13 protein-coding genes are annotated in these 19205 nt (G+C 43.6%); 12 read left to right on the plus strand and 1 reads right to left on the minus strand.

What is annotated here, in order from left to right; genetic code table 11:
• The first annotated feature begins 22 nt into the window (after positions 1–22).
• The 6 genes from H8Z79_RS00145 to H8Z79_RS00170 all read left to right on the plus strand — a co-directional run bounded on the left by H8Z79_RS00145 (position 23) and on the right by H8Z79_RS00170 (position 7299).
• Positions 23–1312, plus strand: a complete 1290-nt coding sequence (locus tag H8Z79_RS00145) for a PLP-dependent aminotransferase family protein (RefSeq protein ID WP_015541764.1) — start codon at positions 23–25, stop codon at positions 1310–1312.
• 57 nt (positions 1313–1369) lie between these two features.
• The gene (locus tag H8Z79_RS00150; protein ID WP_118039279.1) at positions 1370–2803 is read left to right on the plus strand and encodes a L,D-transpeptidase family protein; all 1434 of its coding nucleotides are present in this window, start codon (positions 1370–1372) and stop codon (positions 2801–2803) included.
• Positions 2804–3061: 258 nt separating this feature from the next.
• Entirely contained in the window at positions 3062–4096 is a 1035-nt protein-coding gene (locus H8Z79_RS00155) for a D-alanine--D-alanine ligase family protein (protein ID WP_015541766.1), read from the plus strand.
• 10 nt (positions 4097–4106) lie between these two features.
• Positions 4107–5477 (plus strand): UDP-N-acetylmuramoyl-tripeptide--D-alanyl-D-alanine ligase, encoded by a 1371-nt coding sequence (locus tag H8Z79_RS00160; RefSeq protein WP_118039280.1) that lies wholly within the window; start codon positions 4107–4109, stop codon positions 5475–5477.
• A gap of 106 nt (positions 5478–5583) precedes the next feature.
• Positions 5584–6204 (plus strand): hypothetical protein, encoded by a 621-nt coding sequence (locus tag H8Z79_RS16785; protein WP_015541768.1) that lies wholly within the window; start codon positions 5584–5586, stop codon positions 6202–6204.
• A gap of 24 nt (positions 6205–6228) precedes the next feature.
• On the plus strand, positions 6229–7299 hold the full coding sequence (locus tag H8Z79_RS00170; RefSeq protein WP_118039281.1) for an acyltransferase: 1071 nt from the start codon (positions 6229–6231) through the stop codon (positions 7297–7299).
• Here H8Z79_RS00170 and H8Z79_RS00175 read toward each other — a convergent pair whose 3' ends face one another.
• Positions 7300–7566 carry a hypothetical protein gene (locus H8Z79_RS00175; RefSeq protein ID WP_118039282.1) on the minus strand — a complete coding sequence of 89 codons (267 nt, stop codon included), beginning with the start codon at positions 7564–7566 and terminating at the stop codon, positions 7300–7302.
• Between the two features lie 210 nt (positions 7567–7776).
• Between H8Z79_RS00175 and H8Z79_RS00180 the strand changes: the two genes are divergently transcribed.
• The 6 genes from H8Z79_RS00180 (at position 7777) to H8Z79_RS00205 (ending at position 19164) form a co-directional block, all read left to right on the plus strand.
• Positions 7777–10035, plus strand: a complete 2259-nt coding sequence (locus H8Z79_RS00180; RefSeq protein ID WP_118039283.1) for a hydratase — start codon at positions 7777–7779, stop codon at positions 10033–10035.
• A 1769-nt stretch (positions 10036–11804) separates the two neighbouring features.
• The gene (locus H8Z79_RS00185) at positions 11805–12506 is read left to right on the plus strand and encodes an RluA family pseudouridine synthase (protein WP_015541772.1); all 702 of its coding nucleotides are present in this window, start codon (positions 11805–11807) and stop codon (positions 12504–12506) included.
• A 141-nt stretch (positions 12507–12647) separates the two neighbouring features.
• Positions 12648–13772 (plus strand): substrate-binding domain-containing protein, encoded by a 1125-nt coding sequence (locus H8Z79_RS00190; RefSeq protein ID WP_015541773.1) that lies wholly within the window; start codon positions 12648–12650, stop codon positions 13770–13772.
• A 294-nt stretch (positions 13773–14066) separates the two neighbouring features.
• Positions 14067–15563, plus strand: a complete 1497-nt coding sequence (locus H8Z79_RS00195) for a sodium-dependent transporter (protein ID WP_118039429.1) — start codon at positions 14067–14069, stop codon at positions 15561–15563.
• A gap of 206 nt (positions 15564–15769) precedes the next feature.
• Complete coding sequence (locus H8Z79_RS00200; RefSeq protein WP_015541774.1) at positions 15770–16960, plus strand: pyridoxal phosphate-dependent aminotransferase; 1191 nt, start codon at positions 15770–15772, stop codon at positions 16958–16960.
• A gap of 17 nt (positions 16961–16977) precedes the next feature.
• A complete protein-coding gene (locus H8Z79_RS00205) occupies positions 16978–19164 on the plus strand; it encodes an alpha-galactosidase (RefSeq protein ID WP_118039284.1) in 2187 nt (728 codons plus the stop codon).
• Positions 19165–19205 lie beyond the last annotated feature (41 nt).

Genomic DNA, 19205 nt, shown 5'->3' on the forward strand with positions numbered 1-19205 from the left:
AAGCGGCACGAGGAGGACGAATATGCAGAAATACAGTGAGATGAGTAAAGAACAGCTTCAGGCTCTCAAGAAAGAGCTGGATCAGCAGTATGCAGAAATTAAGGCACAGGGACTGGCCCTTGATATGTCACGTGGTAAGCCGTCAGTTGATCAGCTGAATATTTCCATGGATATGATGGATGTTCTGTCAAGCAGTACAGACCTGAGATGTGAGACTGGTGTTGATTGCCGTAACTATGGTGTTATGGATGGTATTCCGGAAGCCAAACGTCTTCTCGGAGAGATTTCCGAAGTAGATCCGGAACACATTATCATTTACGGAAACTCCAGCCTGAATGTTATGTTTGATACTGTATCACGTTCTATGACGCATGGTGTTATGGGAAATACTCCATGGTGCAAACTGGATAAAGTAAAATTCCTCTGTCCGGTTCCGGGATATGACCGCCACTTCAAGATTACAGAATTTTTCGGTATCGAGATGATCAATGTGCCGATGTCACCGGAAGGCCCGGATATGGATATGGTTGAGAAACTTGTAAGCGAAGATCCGGCAATCAAAGGTATCTGGTGTGTACCGAAATACTCTAATCCGCAGGGATATACCTATTCCGAAGAAACCGTAAAACGTTTTGCACGTCTGAAACCGGCAGCACCGGATTTCCGTATCTACTGGGACAATGCGTACAGCGTACATCATCTTTATGATGACGAAAAAGAACAGGATTTCCTGCTTGAGATTCTGGATGAATGTGCAAAAGCCGGCAATCCGGATATGGTTTATAAATTTACTTCAACTTCCAAAATCAGCTTCCCGGGTTCCGGTATCGCTGCGTTAGCTGCATCAAAAGCAAACCTTGATGATATTCGTAAATATATTACAGTACAGACCATCGGACATGATAAACTGAATCAGCTCCGTCATGTAAAATTCTTCAAGAATCTTGACGGTGTGCATGCACACATGAGCAGGCATGCAGCAATCCTCCGTCCGAAATTTGAAATGGTAGAGGCAACTCTCGAGAAAGAACTCGGCGGACTCGGAATCGGAGAATGGACAACTCCGAAGGGAGGTTACTTCATTTCCTTCGAATCCATGGAGGGATGCGCAAAGAAAATCGTAGCAATGGCAAAAGAAGCCGGTGTCGTAATGACCGGAGCAGGAGCTACCTACCCATATGGCAAAGACCCAAAAGACAGCAATATCCGTATTGCTCCGTCTTTCCCGCCAATTGATGAGCTGGAAAAGGCTGCGAAGGTTTTCGTTGTCTGCGTAAAACTTGCCAGCGTAGAGAAACTTCTGGCAGAATAAACTCTGAGCTGAACAGCAATAATAAAATTTCATAGCCACGAACGTTAAGGAGGCGCCATGACGGAAGAAAACAAGAGTATGGACAAAGGAAGAAAACTACTGATCGGTTTAATCATTGTACTGCTCCTGCTTACCGCAGGCGCCTACTTTTTTGGTGTATACTATTTTACCGGTCACTTTCTTCCAGGGTCACAGGTGAATGGTTTTAACTGTTCTTACATGACTGAGGACGAGACCGAAAATCTTCTGAAACAAAAGACTGCAGTTTATGCACTTGCAGTCCGTACAAGGGGAGACGGGCAGGAAGGAATCACGGCGGAAGAAATTAATCTCCAATATACATCAGATGGAAGTGTAAGAAAGCTTCTTCATGATCAGAATCGTTTTATCTGGTTTCTCGCATTCAGCCAGCAGCAGACTTATGAACTGCCGGCATCGGTATCGTATGACGAAGATCTGTTTAAGGCGAAGATCGACAGCCTGAAGTGCCTTCAGAATAATGTAGAACCGGAAGATGCATACATCAGAGAGCTGGAGGACGGTTTTGAAGTCGTTCCTGAGATTGAGGGTACAAAGATTGATTATAAAAAACTGACAAAAGATATTTCCGATGCGGTTAAGACGGGGCGTACAGTTGCAGATCTGGAAGAAGACGGCTGTTATATCAACCCGACAGCCTATGCATCGGATCTTACTAAGGACTGTGAGCAGATGAATGATCTGACCGATGTTGTGGTGACTTATGATTTCAGTGACCGCAAGGAGACAGTAGATCGTTCTGTGATAAAGGGCATGCTTGACAGAGATGAAAATGATAATCTGGTCGTGAGTAAGGATGCAGTAGCTGCTTATGTGGCGGAGCTTGCCGGTAAATATGATACGGCAGGTACAGAACGGACATTCTCTACATACGATAACAGAGATATCACCGTATCCGGTGGAAATTACGGATGGGTGATCGACCGGCAAAAAGAAGCCGATGCACTGTACAAAGACATCACAGAGAAAAAAACTGAGGTGCGGGAACCGGTTTATGAACAGAAAGCATCCAGCAGAAAGATAAATGATATAGGATATTCTTATATTGAAATTGACCTGAGTGCCCAAAGAATGGTATTATATCAGAGTGGAAGTCCGGTGGTGGATACCGGGCTGGTGGCAGACAGCAGCACACCGACCGGTATATATGCACTGGGAGAAAAAGAATCTTCCGCAGTACCCGGCGGCGGGGCTGGTGAAACAGTAAATTTCTGGATGCCATTTACAGACAAAACCGGCATATATGGAAAAGCAGGTCTGGATGTAACGAGATATGACTTTTCAGATGACGCGGATATCGCAGCTTTCGGAAGTGATGATGAAAGCAGTGGAACCAGCGTATTTTCGGATTCGTCGCCGGGTATAGAAGGCTGCATAGCTGTACCTGAGGAACAGGCACAGACAATTTATCAGACAGTAGAATCCGGAATACCGGTTGTCATATATAAGTGATCATAACTGTGAAAAGACGTAACTATTCAGAAGGTAGTATCCCGCGAGGCGTTTTGGCATGTTTTTTGCCAAAATCCCGAGACATATAAGGCAAAATGCCATCACCGAAGGTGATTTGGAATGCATTTTGACTCGTAACTGTGAGGGTACTGAACAGTTACGAAAAGACAAAACAGTGTAACCAGTACAGCAAAGGAGCTGCAGGGATTCTGAGAGGGATCTTTGCAGCGGTTTTTGCGTTTCAGGAGAGGTGATAATATGAAAATTGTTGTATTAGCAGGGGGAACAAGTACAGAAAGGGATGTTTCAATCGTATCCGGCACAGGAATCTGCAGTGCGCTGCGTCAGAAAAATCATCAGGCAATTCTCGTCGATGTTTTTTGCGGACTGGAGAATGTAGACTGGGCAGATCCTTTTCCGGAAAGCTATGATGTAGAGCAGGCAGTTTCCTACATCAAGAGTTTTAACCCGCATATCGAAGAGTTAAAAAAGAGCAGGAAAGAATTTTTCGGACCGAATGTTCTGGAACTTTGTAAGAAAGCGGATTTTGTTTTCCTCGGACTGCATGGATCCAACGGCGAGGACGGAAGACTGCAGGCTGTATTTGACCTGATGGGAATTCTGTATACCGGAACAGGCTATCTCAGCAGTGCGATGGCGATGGACAAAGGTGTTACAAAAGCCATGTTCCAGATGCGCGGTGTACCGACACCGGGCGGCAAAGCCATGAAGAAAAAAGACCGCGTGGAGACACTGCAGGAGCTTGGCATGGATTTCCCTGTTGTAGTCAAGACATGCTGTGGAGGTTCCAGCATTGGTGTTTATATTGTAGATAATCAGGCTGATTATACAAAAGCTCTGGATGGAGCATTTACCTATGAAAATGAAGTTGTCGTAGAAGAATTTGTCGAGGGTACTGAGTATACGGTTGCGGTGGTGGATGGTAAAGCATATCCGGTTGTACAGATCGTTCCGGTTCAGGGATTCTATGACTATGAGAATAAATACAAACCGGGCGCAGTGAAAGAAACCTGTCCGGCACCGATTTCCGAAGAACTGACCAGACGTCTTCAGGAATATGCGGTAGAAGGCTATCACGCACTTGAAATGGAAAGCTATGGCCGTCTTGATTTCATCGTAACAAAAGATGAAAAAATCTACTGTCTCGAGGCAAACACTCTTCCGGGAATGACACCTACCAGTCTGATCCCGCAGGAGGCAGCAGTACTTGGTATGGACTATCCAACGCTGTGCGAAGAACTGATCAGAGTTTCAATGAAAAAGTACGAATGAGGAAAAATAAATGAAAAATCTTACCTTAAGAAATCTTACAGAGGTGTGCAGCGGAACCTGGCATGGCGATGACGCGCTTCTCGACTGTGAAGTTTCTGCAATTACCACAGACAGCCGTAAGATTGAGAAGGACTGTCTGTTTGTACCAATTGTGGGAGAGCGCGTTGATGCACATCGTTTTATCCCGGATGTCATGGCGAAGGGTGCACTTGCGACACTTTCCGAGAGAGAACTTTCGGATGCAGACTATCCTTATATTCAGATTACATCTTCTCTGCAGGCAGTAAAAGACATTGCAGAATTTTATCTGCAGCAGCTTCAGCTTCCGGTAATCGGAATTACCGGAAGCGTTGGCAAGACCAGCACGAAAGAAGTGATCGCATCTGTACTGAAAGAAAAATACCGTACCCTGAAAACACAGGGAAACTTTAATAACGAACTTGGACTGCCACTGACCGTATTCCGTCTGAGAGAAGACGATCAGATCGCCGTTCTGGAAATGGGAATCAGTGATTTTGGAGAAATGACACGACTTACCCGGATCGCGAAACCGGATACCTGCGTGATCACAAATATCGGAACCTGTCATCTGGAAAATCTTGGTGACAGAGATGGAGTTCTCAAAGCAAAGACAGAAATCTTCCGGTCCATGCAGCCGAGCGGTCATATTGTACTGAACGGGGATGATGATAAACTGGCAACGGTTGAGGGCTATCATGGTGTGAAACCGGTATTTTTCGGTTTGGATGCGAAGCGTGATGTTTATGCAGACCAGATCGTGAGCAGGGGGCTGAAAGGCGTTTCCTGCCGCATTCATATGGGCGAAGATGCTTTTGATGTACTGGTGCCGACACCGGGCATCCATATGGTCTACAATGCGCTTGCAGCAGCTGCTGTCGGCAGAATCTACGGACTTACGATCGAGGAGATCAAAAGAGGTATTGAAAGTCTGGAGACGATCCGTGGACGTTTCAAGATGATTGAGACAGAGAATTTCCTTGTTGTTGACGACTGTTACAATGCCAACCCGATGTCTATGAAAGCTTCTCTGGATGTACTTCATGATGGAGAAGGAAGAAGAGTGGCAATCCTCGGAGACATGGGAGAACTTGGCGAGAATGAGATTTCTCTGCATGAAGAAGTCGGAGAGCATGCTGCAAAATGTGGTATTGATGTCTGTATCTGTGTGGGAGAGCTTTCCTTACATATTGCAGAAGCCGCACGCAAAGCAGATCCGGACTTCGAAGTACATTACGAAAAAGACAGAGAATCTCTTCTTAAGAACCTTGGAGGATATGTCCGTAAAGGAGATACGATTCTCGTAAAGGCGTCTCATTTTATGAAGTTTGAAGAAGTGGTAGATGCACTGGAAAAGATGTAAAATTCTGCAGGAATTTGACGAACGATTTTTGTTCCATACAGGCCTTAAGAGGTGTAGAATGTGTTTAACGGATAACTGTTCACAGACTGTAAAACAAGGAGGGCTTATGCTGGAACGAATCATGAATCTGCATATACTGCTCTATCTGATGGCTGTTCTCGGAACAGCAGGAGGAGTAGGGATGCTGGCAGTACACCTTACTTACAGAAGAACCATGCGAAAGACAAAAGCGACAACGAACCTGAGAGAAAAATGGCTGAATCTGTGGAAAACAAGGGATAAGCTTCTGAACAGAATGAATCTTCTGGTCTGGATTCCTTCATTGTTATCTACAGCATGCCTGGGGCTGTCGCTTTTTTTTGTTACGAAACTCGGATCGGAGCGAGGACTTCCGCTGCAGTATCTGTATATCGGTACGGCAGTTCCGGTTGCGCTTCTGATCTTGCGTCAGGCGCTGGACTTTTCGTACAAAGAAGAACTGGTGACAAATTCCCTGGCGGATTATATCCTTCAGGCGCGATCGCGCAGGGAAAATCCACCCACAGCGCGTAAATATGAACCGCAGCAGACGGCGCAGAAAACAGATCCGGTTCTCAGGGAAGAAATGGTTGAGCGAATCGCATCCAGCATCCGCCAGACAGCAGCTACCGGGAGCCATTTCAGCAAAATGCTGAGTCCTGAGGAAGAAGAAATCATGCGTGAGATCATACGGGAATTTATGGAATAAACACAGAGAAATCTGGAGGTACAAATGAACAAAAGAAGAATTATCTGGATAGAGCTGCTTCGTATTTTTGCGTGCATTGGTGTTATCGGTATTCATGCGGCTTCGCAGCATTTTCGTGATGTGCCGGTAAATACATCTGTATGGGCAGTAACTAATTTTTACCATGGAATCAACCGCTTTGCAGTTGCGTGTTTTGTGATGATCAGCGGTTGTCTGTATCTTGACCGTAAACGGAGATGGAATCTTAAAAAGCTCTGGATGCGCAATATTCTGCCGATTACAGTAGCATATGTATTCTGGCAGGTGTTTTATGCGCTCTATCGCAGTCTGGTAAACGAAAGCCTGAAATTCGGATCAGTTGCTTTTTTCAAGCGCTTTCTGGTTATGATATCAGATCCCTATTTTCATCTGTGGTATCTGCCGATGCTGATCGGACTTCTTATCATCACGCCAATGCTCTGGGAGATTGTCAACAGTAAGAACGGGAAACAATGGGAAGAGTATATGATCCTCCTGTACCTGCTGTTTAAGCTTTTGCCATATACGGTCAAAGCTTTTCCGATACCGTGCAGAGAACATGTGATGAACCTTTTGAATACCGTGCAGCCGCAGATGGTTACCGGATTTGTCGGATATTATATCACAGGACACTATCTGTATCAGTATGGAGTATCCAAAAAGCTCGAAAAACTGATCTATATACTGGGAATCCTGTCAATCGGTGCGGCCATCCTGCTCTGTTATATCAGGGCACAGCAGACAGGAACGGATGTACAGAAATTTTATGAGAATTACACTATTGCGGCCTTTCTGTGGGGCAGTTCTGTATTTTTATTTTTCAAAAATCATGTTTCAAAGATCAAATGGAATGAAAAGCAGGAAAAAAGGATCTGCTTTGTCGGAAGCTGCACATTCGGAATTTTTCTTATCCATGTGCTGGTGAGATCACTTCTCCACAAAGCAGGTATTGACAGTATGATGATCAGTAATACATTTATAGCAATACCGATCGTGATCGTACTGATCTTTACGCTGAGCTTTGGGGCGGTAGTGATCATAAAGAAAATTCCGGTATTGAAGAAGTGGATCGTATGATCAGTCTTCTTCAATCACCTGGATCTCGAGATAATCAAAAGAAATATGTTCTATAAAACTGTCCTGGTTAAACCTGGTTCTGGAATGACGCTTAAAATCAGCAATATTGTTGTCAAGCCAGATCGGGTTTTCCAGGTCGAATTCATAGCAGATCTCCTGCAATGCATGAAAAATCTTGTGAGTTCTGGTATCTTCGGAATCATCATCTATTACAATATCTTTTATTAAGTGGTTACTTTCCCACATTTTTCCCCATAAACGAAACATAGCTGCCTCCTGTCAGAAATATTTTCTAAATCAGTATAGCCATTCTTTGCAGATAAGTAAAGAAATATGTAAAGAAAATTCATTGCAGATTTTAGCGAGATAAAGTATAATAATTATTATGAGCGGAGTGAACAGTAAGCTTAATGGAAATATATTTTGCATCGTTACAAAATACAGGATGCATATTTTTTATGAATGGAGGAGTTGTTAATGAAATTATACGACAGTGGCGTTTATCTGGTGAACGGTCATGACATCGTTGAAGAAGGCAGTATGAATCAGCCGGTATCCAGAGAAGAAGCGGCCAGAAATACAATGGCATACGGAATTCTTGAAGCACACAATACTTCCGGAAATATGGAAAAGCTCCAGATTAAATTTGATAAGCTGACATCTCACGATATCACTTTTGTTGGTATTATTCAGACAGCACGTGCATCAGGACTCGAGAAATTCCCGGTTCCTTATGTACTGACAAACTGTCATAACTCTCTTTGTGCAGTTGGTGGTACAATCAATGAAGATGACCATATGTTTGGACTGACCTGTGCGAAGAAATATGGCGGAGTTTATGTACCTCCTCATCAGGCTGTTATCCACCAGTTTGCACGCGAAATGCTGGCAGGCGGCGGCAAGATGATCCTTGGTTCAGACAGCCATACCCGTTATGGTGCGCTTGGTACCATGGCTATGGGTGAAGGTGGCGGAGAACTTGTAAAACAGCTCCTTTCCCAGACATATGACATCAATATGCCGGGTGTTGTGGCAATCTATCTGAAAGGGGAACCGCGTCCGGGAGTAGGACCGCAGGACGTTGCACTTGCAATCATCGGCAAAGTATTCGCCAACGGCTATGTAAAGAATAAAGTTATGGAATTCGTAGGACCTGGTGTTGCAGGACTGAGCGCTGATTTCCGTATCGGTGTGGACGTTATGACAACAGAGACTACATGTCTTTCATCTATCTGGCAGACAGATGAAAAGATTGAAGAATTCTATGAGATCCATGGCAGAAAAGAAGATTACAAAGAACTGAAACCAGGTAAAGTAGCTTATTATGACGGCTGCGTGGAAGTCGATTTAAGTGAGATCAAACCAATGATCGCAATGCCGTTCCATCCGAGCAACACTTATACCATTGATGAACTGAAAGCAAATCTTTACGATATTCTGGATGATGTTGAGAAGAAAGCACAGATCAGCCTTGATGGCAAAGTTCCATATACTCTGAAAGACAAAGTGATCGACGGAAAGCTTTATGTAGAGCAGGGAATCATCGCAGGATGTGCAGGCGGTGGTTTTGAAAATATCTGTGCGGCAGCTGACATTCTTCGGGGCGCAAGCATCGGATCAGATGCATTTACACTCAGCGTATATCCGGCAAGTACTCCGATATACATGGAACTTGCAAGAAACGGTGTCCTTGCAGACCTTCTTGCGACAGGTGCTGTTGTTAAGACTGCATTCTGCGGACCATGCTTTGGCGCAGGCGATACACCGGCAAATAATGCCTTCAGTATCCGTCATACGACCAGAAACTTCCCGAACCGTGAAGGCTCCAAAGTTCAGAACGGACAGATTTCTTCTGTTGCTCTTATGGATGCAAGATCTATCGCAGCAACAGCAGCAAACAAAGGTTTCCTGACTTCCGCAGAAGAATTTGACGGAAACTATACACATCAGAAATACTTCTTCGACAAGACGATTTATGAGAACCGTATTTTTGACAGTAAGGGTGTTGCAGATCCGAGCGTGGAGATCCAGTTTGGACCAAACATCAAAGACTGGCCGAAGATGCCTGCACTTGCAGACAATCTTGTGCTGAAGGTTGTATCTGAGATTCATGATCCGGTTACAACAACGGATGAGCTGATCCCGTCAGGTGAAACTTCCTCCTTCCGCTCCAACCCGCTTGGACTGGCTGAGTTTACTCTGTCCCGTAAAGATCCGGCATACGTTGGACGCGCAAAGGAAATCCAGAAAGCACAGAAAGCTCTGGAGGCAGGAGAATGTCCGGCAGAGGCAGTACCGGAACTGAAGCCTGTTATGGAAGCTATTAAGAAACAGTTTGCAGATATCAGCAAAGAAAACATCGGTATCGGAAGTACGATCTTTGCAGTAAAACCTGGTGATGGTTCTGCGCGTGAGCAGGCAGCTTCCTGTCAGAAGGTTCTTGGCGGATGGGCAAATATTGCCAATGAATACGCAACGAAGCGTTATCGCTCCAACCTGATCAACTGGGGTATGCTTCCATTCCTGATTCCACAGGGAGAGCTTCCGTTTGCGAACGGAGATTATCTGTTCTTCCCTGAGGTTCGAGAAGCCGTTGCAGATAAGGCTGACAGCATCACAGGTTATGTAGTAAAAGAAGAAGGCCTGAAAGAGTTCCAGGTAACTCTGGGTGAACTGACTGACGATGAGCGTGAGATCATCCTGAAAGGCTGTCTGATTAATTACAACAGAGGATAAATATATATTGCTATAAAGACGACAGGACGCCATCCACACAGCCCCGCAAATACCATTGCGTCTGCTATGTGATACATGCGCTTATGATCTGCCAGTCGCTCGAACTCGCTTACGCTCAGACAGCGAGCTTGGTGGCAGAAGCTAAGCATGTATCACATAACGCAGTACTCATGAGTATTTGAGGTTTCTGTATGGATGGCGTCCTGTCTGTTTATTAGTATGGGGAGGAAAGGCGGCGGGTATTTCGACAATCTGATTCATTTATTTTTGATCCGTCAACTACATACATTTGACATCTGAACAGAGAAGCTGCAGTTTTTGACCTGAATATTACTTTAGGTCTTTTCGGTCATGATATTTTCCGGCTTTTTATGACTTAGATACAACTTTTGCGCTTGTGAGTCATAGAAAGCGTTGATTTTCTATGACCTAGATAATACTTTTGCGCTTGTGAGTCATAGAAAGCGTTGATTTTCTATGACTTAGATACAACTTTTGCGATTTCAGGTCAATACAAGCGTTCATTTTTTATGACCGAAAGTTCAATTTCGCTCGTTTAGATCATTGTAAGATTTCGTTTTCAGACACAGGTATGCATTCTTTCATTTTAGACGTAAGGATTCATTAGGAGTTGATATAAATTTTATGATCTGCTTAAATTATCAGAAATTAATATAAAATATATAAAAATAGCTAAATAAATACAAACTAAAATATATATAAATAAATTATTTGAAAAATAATCGAAAAATGTGTTGACAAATGCACTGGACGGTGCTATTATAATGACATCAAAAGAAAACAAGAGAAAAACAAATCAAACAAAATAAAAAATCATTCAATTCATAGTATAAATAAATGTTACATGAAAGGAATGAAATCGAAAAGAAAGGGTAAGGTGATACCGTTGGGACACTAGCCACACATCATATCAATATGAGAAGTGACAGAGATTGAGTTTCCTGCAAGAAAGACCTGATACATAAATTATCCATTATTTATACCGATCATTACAGAACATTCGAAAGAAATATTTAAAATATTACCTGGTGAACAGGACTTTCCGAAAGTAATGAATCATACAAAAAGTATTACAGGTACATAGAATCGATCACTCATATTGAATAACTGTCACGAACCTGATACAAAGAATTTTAGAAATGTGTAAAGAAACATTTTTAAAAGTTGAGATCCAGATGATGTGAGTTATATGAATCGAAGCTTTGCATCAGAAGAATATCTTCTCACAAAAGATATTACATCAGAAATCAATGGGGTCTTATTCCCGATGAAAACAGTTCGAAATTTAAGCAGTTAAGTTTGGGGTTGCTCTAATCAGAAGGAAAAGATACTTTCATATTTCTAAATTAAATTATAATCCGTAAATTATAATTTAAACTCTATCAACTTTCTAAATGAACCGAATGATAAAAATCATCTCGTTTATGAGCAGGAAATTACAAGAAACCAAAAGACACAATATCAGATAAAAAGATAATTAATAAATATAAAAACTAAATATAGATAATTGAATGAAGTATACTAAAAGAGGTATCAAGGATTTCAATTAGTAAACAAGACGATAAGTTTTGAAAGAACAAAGAGGTTAATTAAAATTGAATAGCGAAGATTGTTAAGACGGTCATCATTTTAGATTATGAGAAGTTAATTATAAGAAAAAGTGATGACCGTCTTACTGTTGTGTAAAGATAGTTTTTACGTTATACTCTCCATAGAAAGTGCGGTAAGCACTAAAGGAGAGTTTTTTTATGTGGAATAATATAGAAAATATGATTTTATATGAGGATAAAGAAATCATTGTCTGCCACAAAGCGGCAGGCATTGCTGTGCAGAGTGCGAGAATCGGGATACCAGATATGGAAAGCACTCTGAAAAATTATCTGGCATCAAAAAATCCGGGGACAATGCCATATCTGGGGATCGTTCATCGTCTGGATCAGCCGGTGGAAGGGGTGCTTGTTTTTGCAAAAAACAAAAGGGCGGCTGCCGGGCTGACAGGTCAGATCACATCAGGAAGCGTTACGAAGGAGTATCTTGCCGTAACAGATCAGAAACCGGAGAATGTGCAGGGACATCTGGAGGATTATCTGAAGAAAGACGGAAAAACAAATACGTCTGCAGTAGTTACATCAAAAACCGATAGGGCAAAAAAAGCAGTTCTGGATTATGAAGTACTTAATGAAGTTTCAGATGAGCGGACTTCGACCGGAAAAAGAATTCTGGTCAGGATACAGCTTGGAACAGGCCGCCATCATCAGATCAGGGTACAAATGGCACATGCCGGAATGCCGCTTCTCGGAGACCGGAAATATAATCCGGAGGATTCTTCAGGACTTCCGCTGGGACTGTGTTCCTGTCATCTTGTGTTCCGACATCCGGTCACAGGAAAGAAACTGGAATTTCAGGTAACTCCGAAAGGAGAATGTTTTGCAGGTTTCCCAAATATCTGAATCAGAATATAGTGAAATTGCCGTATTTTCTCCGAAAAAATGAAAAAACTATGAAATCTATAGACGGAAAAATGAAAATGTGTATAATGTAGAAAAGAATCGCATTGGTGTAAATTTTATAGTAGAAAAGAGGAAAATACAATGAAAAAAGCAGCTATTGCGGTGCTTTTTCTTGCCGGTGCAGTCGTAGCGGCAGGCGAGAATGGTAAGATGGGCGGCTTTGGTAATTTTATTTCAGATGTGCAGGCCGAAGATGAACTGTCTGAAAGTGATAAAGAGCAGAAAGAGATTATAGAAGAGACCGACACTACAGAGGAAGACAGAGTTGCTGCGATTGATACTTCGATCACACTCGGGGCTGGCAGCAGAATTGCAGTTGTGAGCAAGGCTACAGATGGAGAATACTGGAAACTTGTCCATCAGGGAATGGAAGATGCAGTTAAGGATATTAATAAAGCCTATGAGTTTTCATCCGATGATGAAATTTCTATGACTTTCGAGGGCCCTTCGGATGAGCAGGATATTGAAACTCAGGTTAATACGCTCGATGCGGTAATTGCAGAGAATCCTACCGTTTTGTGCATGTCAGCCGGAGATATTGAATCCTGTCAGGCACAGCTTGAGGCATCCAGTGAGAATGGCATTCCGGTTGTAGTTTTTGATTCCAATGTCAGTGACGATGAGCTGGTAGCAGCGTTCCGTGGCACAGATAATGCATATGCAGGTAAGCTTGCAGCAGAAAAACTTGTAAATGCAATCGGAGAATCAGGTAAGATTGCAGTATTTTCTGCACAGGAAAAAACGGAGAGCTCACAGAAACGTGTCGAAGGATTTAAGGAAGCACTGGCAGATTACGAGGAAATTTCAATTGTAAGTGAATTATATACCGATAAGGTCAATGATATGTCAGAGGCAATGGCAGATGTATTGAGGCGTTACCCGGATCTGGATGGAGTATTCTGTACCAATGAAGATGTGGCGGATATGTATCTTGGACTGGATAAAGGAGAAAATACGCCGGTTATGGTAGGTGTAGATGCGACAAGCGTACAGCAGAAGGCAATCACGGACGGACAGGAGCTTGGGACCGTATCACAGGATCCATATGATATCGGCTATCAGACGATCATAGCTGCAGCACGGGCTATGTCTACAGATCCGGCACAGGCGGCTTCTGTAGAAAAAAATGTTCTGCTTGAGCCGAAATGGATTGACGCATCTAATATCGATGATGCGTCAAACGGCAATTATCTGTACAGCAAATAAAAGAGAATATACGCAGGATGACGTGATATGATATGTAAAAGAAAAGTTAATCCTGATATCCGACAGGGACAGTTCACATTGGACTGTCCCTGTGTTATAATGAAAAAGATTGAATTGAAGTAACTATTCAGAAGGTAGTATCCCGCGAGGCGTTTTGGCATGTTTTTTGCCAAAATCCCGAGACCTATAAGGCAAAATGCTATCACCGAAGGTGATTTGGAATGCATTTTGACTCGTAACTGTGAGGGTACTGAACAGTTACGAATTGAAATAAAAAGCAACTTCGATCAAAGTATGTTATGGCAAAACAGAGGAGGAAATTTTTTGAAGGAAAGAGAAACATTTGGATCAAGACTTGGTTTTATTCTGGTTTCCGCAGGATGTGCCGTAGGGCTTGGAAACGTATGGAAATTTCCATATATGACAGGAAAATATGGCGGGGCAGCTTTTATCCTGATCTATCTGGTATTTCTGGTGCTGCTGGGTCTGCCGATCCTTGTAAGCGAGTTTGCTGTAGGACGAAGCAGCAGATTAAGTACAGCGAGAGCATTTCACAAACTGGAGCCGGAGGGTTCCAATTTCCATAAATACAGTTATATGGGAATGATCGGTAACTATATGCTGATGATGTTTTATACCATGGTCGCCGGCTGGATGATGTATTACTGTTATGTTATGGCAACCGGTAAGCTGAGTGGAGCATCTTCTGATGAGGTCAGTGGGTTCTTTTCCAATCTGATGACATCGACAGGTACTATGACCGGCTGGATGATCGCAGCAGTTCTTCTTGCATTTGGAGTATGTTCACTTGGACTTAAGAACGGAATCGAGCGCATCACGAAGGTGATGATGATCTGTCTTTTTGCACTGATCGTTGTGCTGGCAGTTCATTCTGTGACACTTGACGGTGCAATGGAAGGTGTGAAATTTTATCTGGTGCCAAACCTTGACAACATCCGTGAGGCAGGTCTCGGAAATGTGATCTTCGGTGCACTTTCTCAGGCATTCTTCACATTAAGCATTGGTATCGGTGCGATGGAAATCTTCGGAAGCTACATGGGTAAGGAATGTACGCTTGCAGGCGAAAGTGTCAATATTCTGATCCTTGATACATTTGTAGCGTTGATGGCTGGATTGATCATCATTCCGGCATGTTTTGCATTTGGTGTAGAGCCGGGGGCAGGTCCGGGACTTGTATTTATCACACTGCCAAACGTGTTTAACCAGATGGCAGGCGGAAGACTCTGGGGAGCTTTGTTCTTCCTGTTTATGTCTTTTGCGGCACTGTCTACGGTCATTGCTGTATTTGAGAATATCCTGTCCTTTGCAATGGATCTGTGGGGATGGAAACGTAACAAGGCAGTTGTGTTTAATATTGTACTGATCATCATTCTTTCCATGCCGGCAATCCTCGGATTCGGACCATGGTCCGGTATCCAGATTCTCGGTGAAGGAACCAACATCATGGATCTTGAGGACTTTATCATTTCCAATAATATCCTGCCGCTTGGTTCTGTAGTTTTCGTCATTTTCTGTGCATCGAAGAATGGATGGGGATGGGACAATTTTATCAAAGAAGCCAACACAGGATCAGGACTGAAATTTCCGAAATTTATCAGAAATTACATGCTCTGGGTGATCCCGGCAGTTGTTGCGGTTATTTACCTGAAAGGGTACTATGATATGTTCCGGCCGAAAGGAATGAATTATCTGGTTCCGTGGATGATCATCGGTATTGCGATGCTTGTTCTTGTCGGATGGATATCTTTCGGGCACAGTAAAAAGAAATAAGATACCAGGGTCAAAAGTTCTAAATCCACATGAGCTTGCTCATAAGTGGATGTAAGAACTTGGGACCCGCCCCGATATGAGCATAAAAGTGGGATGAAATCCCGCGATATGCGAATAGAGGGTAGGATTGTGAGAGTGCGTAGCACGGAACAATCCGTGGGTATCGCAAATAATATAAAAGAAACAAAATTAGAGGAGGCACAATTATGATAGCAGAAAAAATGAAACCTTTTGTCCAGAACAACTCAGCGATCCGCATGATGTTCGAGGAAGGAAACCGTCTCCGTGCAAAATACGGCGCAGATAAAGTATATGATTTCAGTCTTGGTAATCCGAGTGTTCCGGCACCGGATTGTGTACGTGAGGCGATCATTGATCTCGTAAATAACGAGGAACCGACAGTCCTTCACGGATATATGAACAATGCTGGTTTTGAGGATGTCAGAGAGACCATTGCGCAGTCTCTGAACCGCCGCTTCGGAACCGCTTTTTCTGCACATAATCTGATCATGACCGTTGGTGCTGCCAGCGGACTGAATGTCATCCTCAAGACGATCCTGAATCCGGATGAGGAAGTGATCGTTTTTGCACCGTATTTTCTGGAATATGGTGCATATGTACGTAACTATGACGGCAAGCTTGTGGAAATCTCTCCGAATACCGAGACTTTCCAGCCGAATCTGAAAGAACTGGAAGAAAAGATCAACGCCAACACCCGGGCTGTGATCGTAAATACACCACATAATCCAACGGGTGTCGTTTATTCCGAAGAGACGATCAAAGAACTTGCAGCAATCCTTGAGAAGAAACAGGAGGAATTTGGTTCCGTCATCTATTTGATTTCTGATGAGCCATATAGAGAGTTGGCATACGATGGTGTGGAAGTTCCGTATCTGACAAAATACTACAAGAATACAGTTGTAGGATATTCCTACAGCAAATCTCTGTCACTTCCGGGTGAACGTATCGGTTATCTGGTTATCCCGGACGAGCTTGAGGACAGTTCGACCGTGATCACGGCAGCAGCAATCGCCAACCGTGTACTCGGAAGTGTCAATGCACCGTCGCTGATGCAGAAAGTCATCCAGAAATGCGTGGACGCAGAGGTGGATGTGGCTGCTTATGACCGCAACCGTCTGGCACTTTACAACGGACTGAAAGAATGCGGTTTCGAGTGTATCAAACCGCAGGGAGCTTTTTATCTGTTCGTAAAATCTCCGGTCGCAGACGAAAAGCAGTTCTGTGAAGCCGGAAAGAAATACAACATTCTGATGGTACCGGGAAGCTCTTTTGCATGCCCGGGTTATGTAAGACTGGCATATTGTGTATCCTATGACACAATTCAGAATTCTCTGCCGGAATTTAAGAAGCTTGCAGCAGAATTTGGTCTGAACTAAATTAAGGGAGGAACCTCATGGCGATTTCATTTGATGAAAATAAAAAGATCTTCAAGCTGGACACAGCAAAAAGTACATATCTGATCGGACTTTCACCGGAAGGATATCTCGGACATATTTATTATGGAGAAAGGCTGAACCATCCGGCAGATAATTATCTTCTGCGTATGGCGGAGCATCCTTTTACACCTTCCGTAAACAAAAGGGAAAAAGCCATGTTTCTTGATTTCTTCCCTGAAGAATTTCCGTCAGGCGGTGTGGGCGGTTACAGAGAAAGCTGTATCAACATCCGTGACAGTCACGGATGCATGGGAAGTGAATTCTTTTATCATTCTCATGAAATCTACAAAGGCAAACATAAACTGAGCGGACTTCCGGCTTCTTTCGGAACAGAAGATGAGGTAGAAACACTCGATATCCACTGTCGCGATGAGGTGCTTGGACTGGAGCTGATTCTTTCTTACTCTGTTTTTGAAAAAGAAAATATCCTGACCAGAAGCGCCAGAGTAGTCAATAATGGCAGTCAGAAAGTGCGCATCGAGAAAATCTACAGTGCGTGTCTGGATATGGACAATGAAGACTTTGAAATGATTTCTCTTCATGGCGGATGGGCGAGAGAACGCCATATTCAGCAGTGCGCGCTCCATTACGGCAAACAGAGCGCTGAGTCTGCCAGAGGTGAATCCAGTCATCAGGAGCATCCGTTTATCGCACTTGTGACGCCGGGAACTACGCAGAAACAGGGGCGTGTATATGCGATGCATTTCGTATATTCCGGAAACTTCCTTGCACAGGCAGAACTGTCACAGTTTGATTCTGTGCGTATGGTCATGGGTATCAACAGTGAAGAATTTTCATGGGCGCTTGCACCGGGCGAAGAATTTCAGGCACCGGAAGTTGTCATGACTTATTCAGGGGCAGGTCTTGGTCAGATGAGCAGGAGTTATCATGATTTCTACAGAAATCATATAATCAGAAGTAAATACAATCACAAAAAACGCCCGATCCTCATCAATAACTGGGAAGCAACTTATTTTGATTTCAATACAGAAAAACTTCTGGATATTTCCCGTGAGGCAAAGAAATGCGGAATCGAAATGCTTGTCATGGATGATGGCTGGTTCGGACATCGAAATAACGACGACAGTTCTCTCGGTGACTGGTTTGTTAATGAAAAAAAGATTACGGGCGGTCTGAAGAATCTGGTCGATCAGGTCAATAAGATCGGTCTGAAATTCGGTATCTGGTTCGAGCCGGAAATGATTTCTCCGGATTCAGATCTTTATGAGAAACATCCGGAATGGGCAATTCAGATTCAGAACAGAGAGGCAACCCAGAGCCGAAATCAATATGTACTTGACCTGTCATGCAGGGAAGTACGTGACTATGTATATGAGTGTGTGGCTTCCGTTCTTCGAAGTGCCAATATCGAATATGTTAAATGGGACATGAACCGTCAGCTCAGTGATATGGGAAGTGCTTATCTTGCCGAAGATGCGCAGCAGGAGCTTTTCCACAGATATGTACTCGGTGTTTATGAACTGCAGGAGCGTCTGGTGACAGACTTCCCGGATCTTCTTTTGGAGAACTGCTCCGGCGGTGGTGCACGCTTTGACCCGGGAATGCTGTATTACAGCCCACAGATCTGGTGCTCTGATGATACTGACGCGATCGAGCGCCTGATGATTCAGGAGGGAACAGAGCTGATTTATCCGCTGTCTGCCATGGGCGCGCACGTCAGTGACTGTCCGAACCATATAGTAGGCAGGGTGACACCGTTCAAGACGAGAGGTCATGTGGCTCTTTCCGGTACATTTGGCTATGAACTGGATATCACAAAGATTGCAGAAGAAGAGAGAAATATGATTCCGGAACAGACACAGATGTATCACAAATATCACGATCTGATCCGTGAGGGAGACTATTTCAGAATTGCATCCTACAGAGAAAATCATCTGTATGACTGCTGGGCGTCGGCGGCAAAAGACCGTTCCGAGGTACTGGTAACGTATGTACAGGTGCTTGGACAGGCAAATGTGCACAGCCGCAGAATCTACCTTGATGGATTTGATCCGGACAAAACTTACCGTCTGGAAGGCACAGACGAAGTGTACACCGGTGAAATGCTGATGAAAGTGGGATTTCTGATGAGAGATTTCAGAGGAGATTTCCAGAGCAGGCTGTATCATTTCGTTGCGGAATAGAGTAAAAACGGAACTGTCATGCAGGCAGAGATACAAAAGAC

Origin of the sequence: Blautia intestinalis (genome assembly GCF_014297355.1) — a bacterium.
GTDB classification, from domain to species: Bacteria; Bacillota; Clostridia; order Lachnospirales; family Lachnospiraceae; genus Blautia_A; species Blautia_A intestinalis.

What these genes read in the sequence shown, in the direction of transcription:
- H8Z79_RS00145 (WP_015541764.1), top strand. Translation starts at nt 23, where the DNA reads ATGCAGAAATACAGTGAGATGAGTAAAGAACAGCTTCAGGCTCTCAAG.
- H8Z79_RS00150 (WP_118039279.1), top strand. Translation starts at nt 1,370, where the DNA reads ATGACGGAAGAAAACAAGAGTATGGACAAAGGAAGAAAACTACTGATC.
- H8Z79_RS00155 (WP_015541766.1), top strand. Translation starts at nt 3,062, where the DNA reads ATGAAAATTGTTGTATTAGCAGGGGGAACAAGTACAGAAAGGGATGTT.
- H8Z79_RS00160 (WP_118039280.1), top strand. Translation starts at nt 4,107, where the DNA reads ATGAAAAATCTTACCTTAAGAAATCTTACAGAGGTGTGCAGCGGAACC.
- H8Z79_RS16785 (WP_015541768.1), top strand. Translation starts at nt 5,584, where the DNA reads ATGCTGGAACGAATCATGAATCTGCATATACTGCTCTATCTGATGGCT.
- H8Z79_RS00170 (WP_118039281.1), top strand. Translation starts at nt 6,229, where the DNA reads ATGAACAAAAGAAGAATTATCTGGATAGAGCTGCTTCGTATTTTTGCG.
- H8Z79_RS00175 (WP_118039282.1), bottom strand. Translation starts at nt 7,566, where the DNA reads ATGTTTCGTTTATGGGGAAAAATGTGGGAAAGTAACCACTTAATAAAA.
- H8Z79_RS00180 (WP_118039283.1), top strand. Translation starts at nt 7,777, where the DNA reads ATGAAATTATACGACAGTGGCGTTTATCTGGTGAACGGTCATGACATC.
- H8Z79_RS00185 (WP_015541772.1), top strand. Translation starts at nt 11,805, where the DNA reads ATGTGGAATAATATAGAAAATATGATTTTATATGAGGATAAAGAAATC.
- H8Z79_RS00190 (WP_015541773.1), top strand. Translation starts at nt 12,648, where the DNA reads ATGAAAAAAGCAGCTATTGCGGTGCTTTTTCTTGCCGGTGCAGTCGTA.
- H8Z79_RS00195 (WP_118039429.1), top strand. Translation starts at nt 14,067, where the DNA reads ATGTTATGGCAAAACAGAGGAGGAAATTTTTTGAAGGAAAGAGAAACA.
- H8Z79_RS00200 (WP_015541774.1), top strand. Translation starts at nt 15,770, where the DNA reads ATGATAGCAGAAAAAATGAAACCTTTTGTCCAGAACAACTCAGCGATC.
- H8Z79_RS00205 (WP_118039284.1), top strand. Translation starts at nt 16,978, where the DNA reads ATGGCGATTTCATTTGATGAAAATAAAAAGATCTTCAAGCTGGACACA.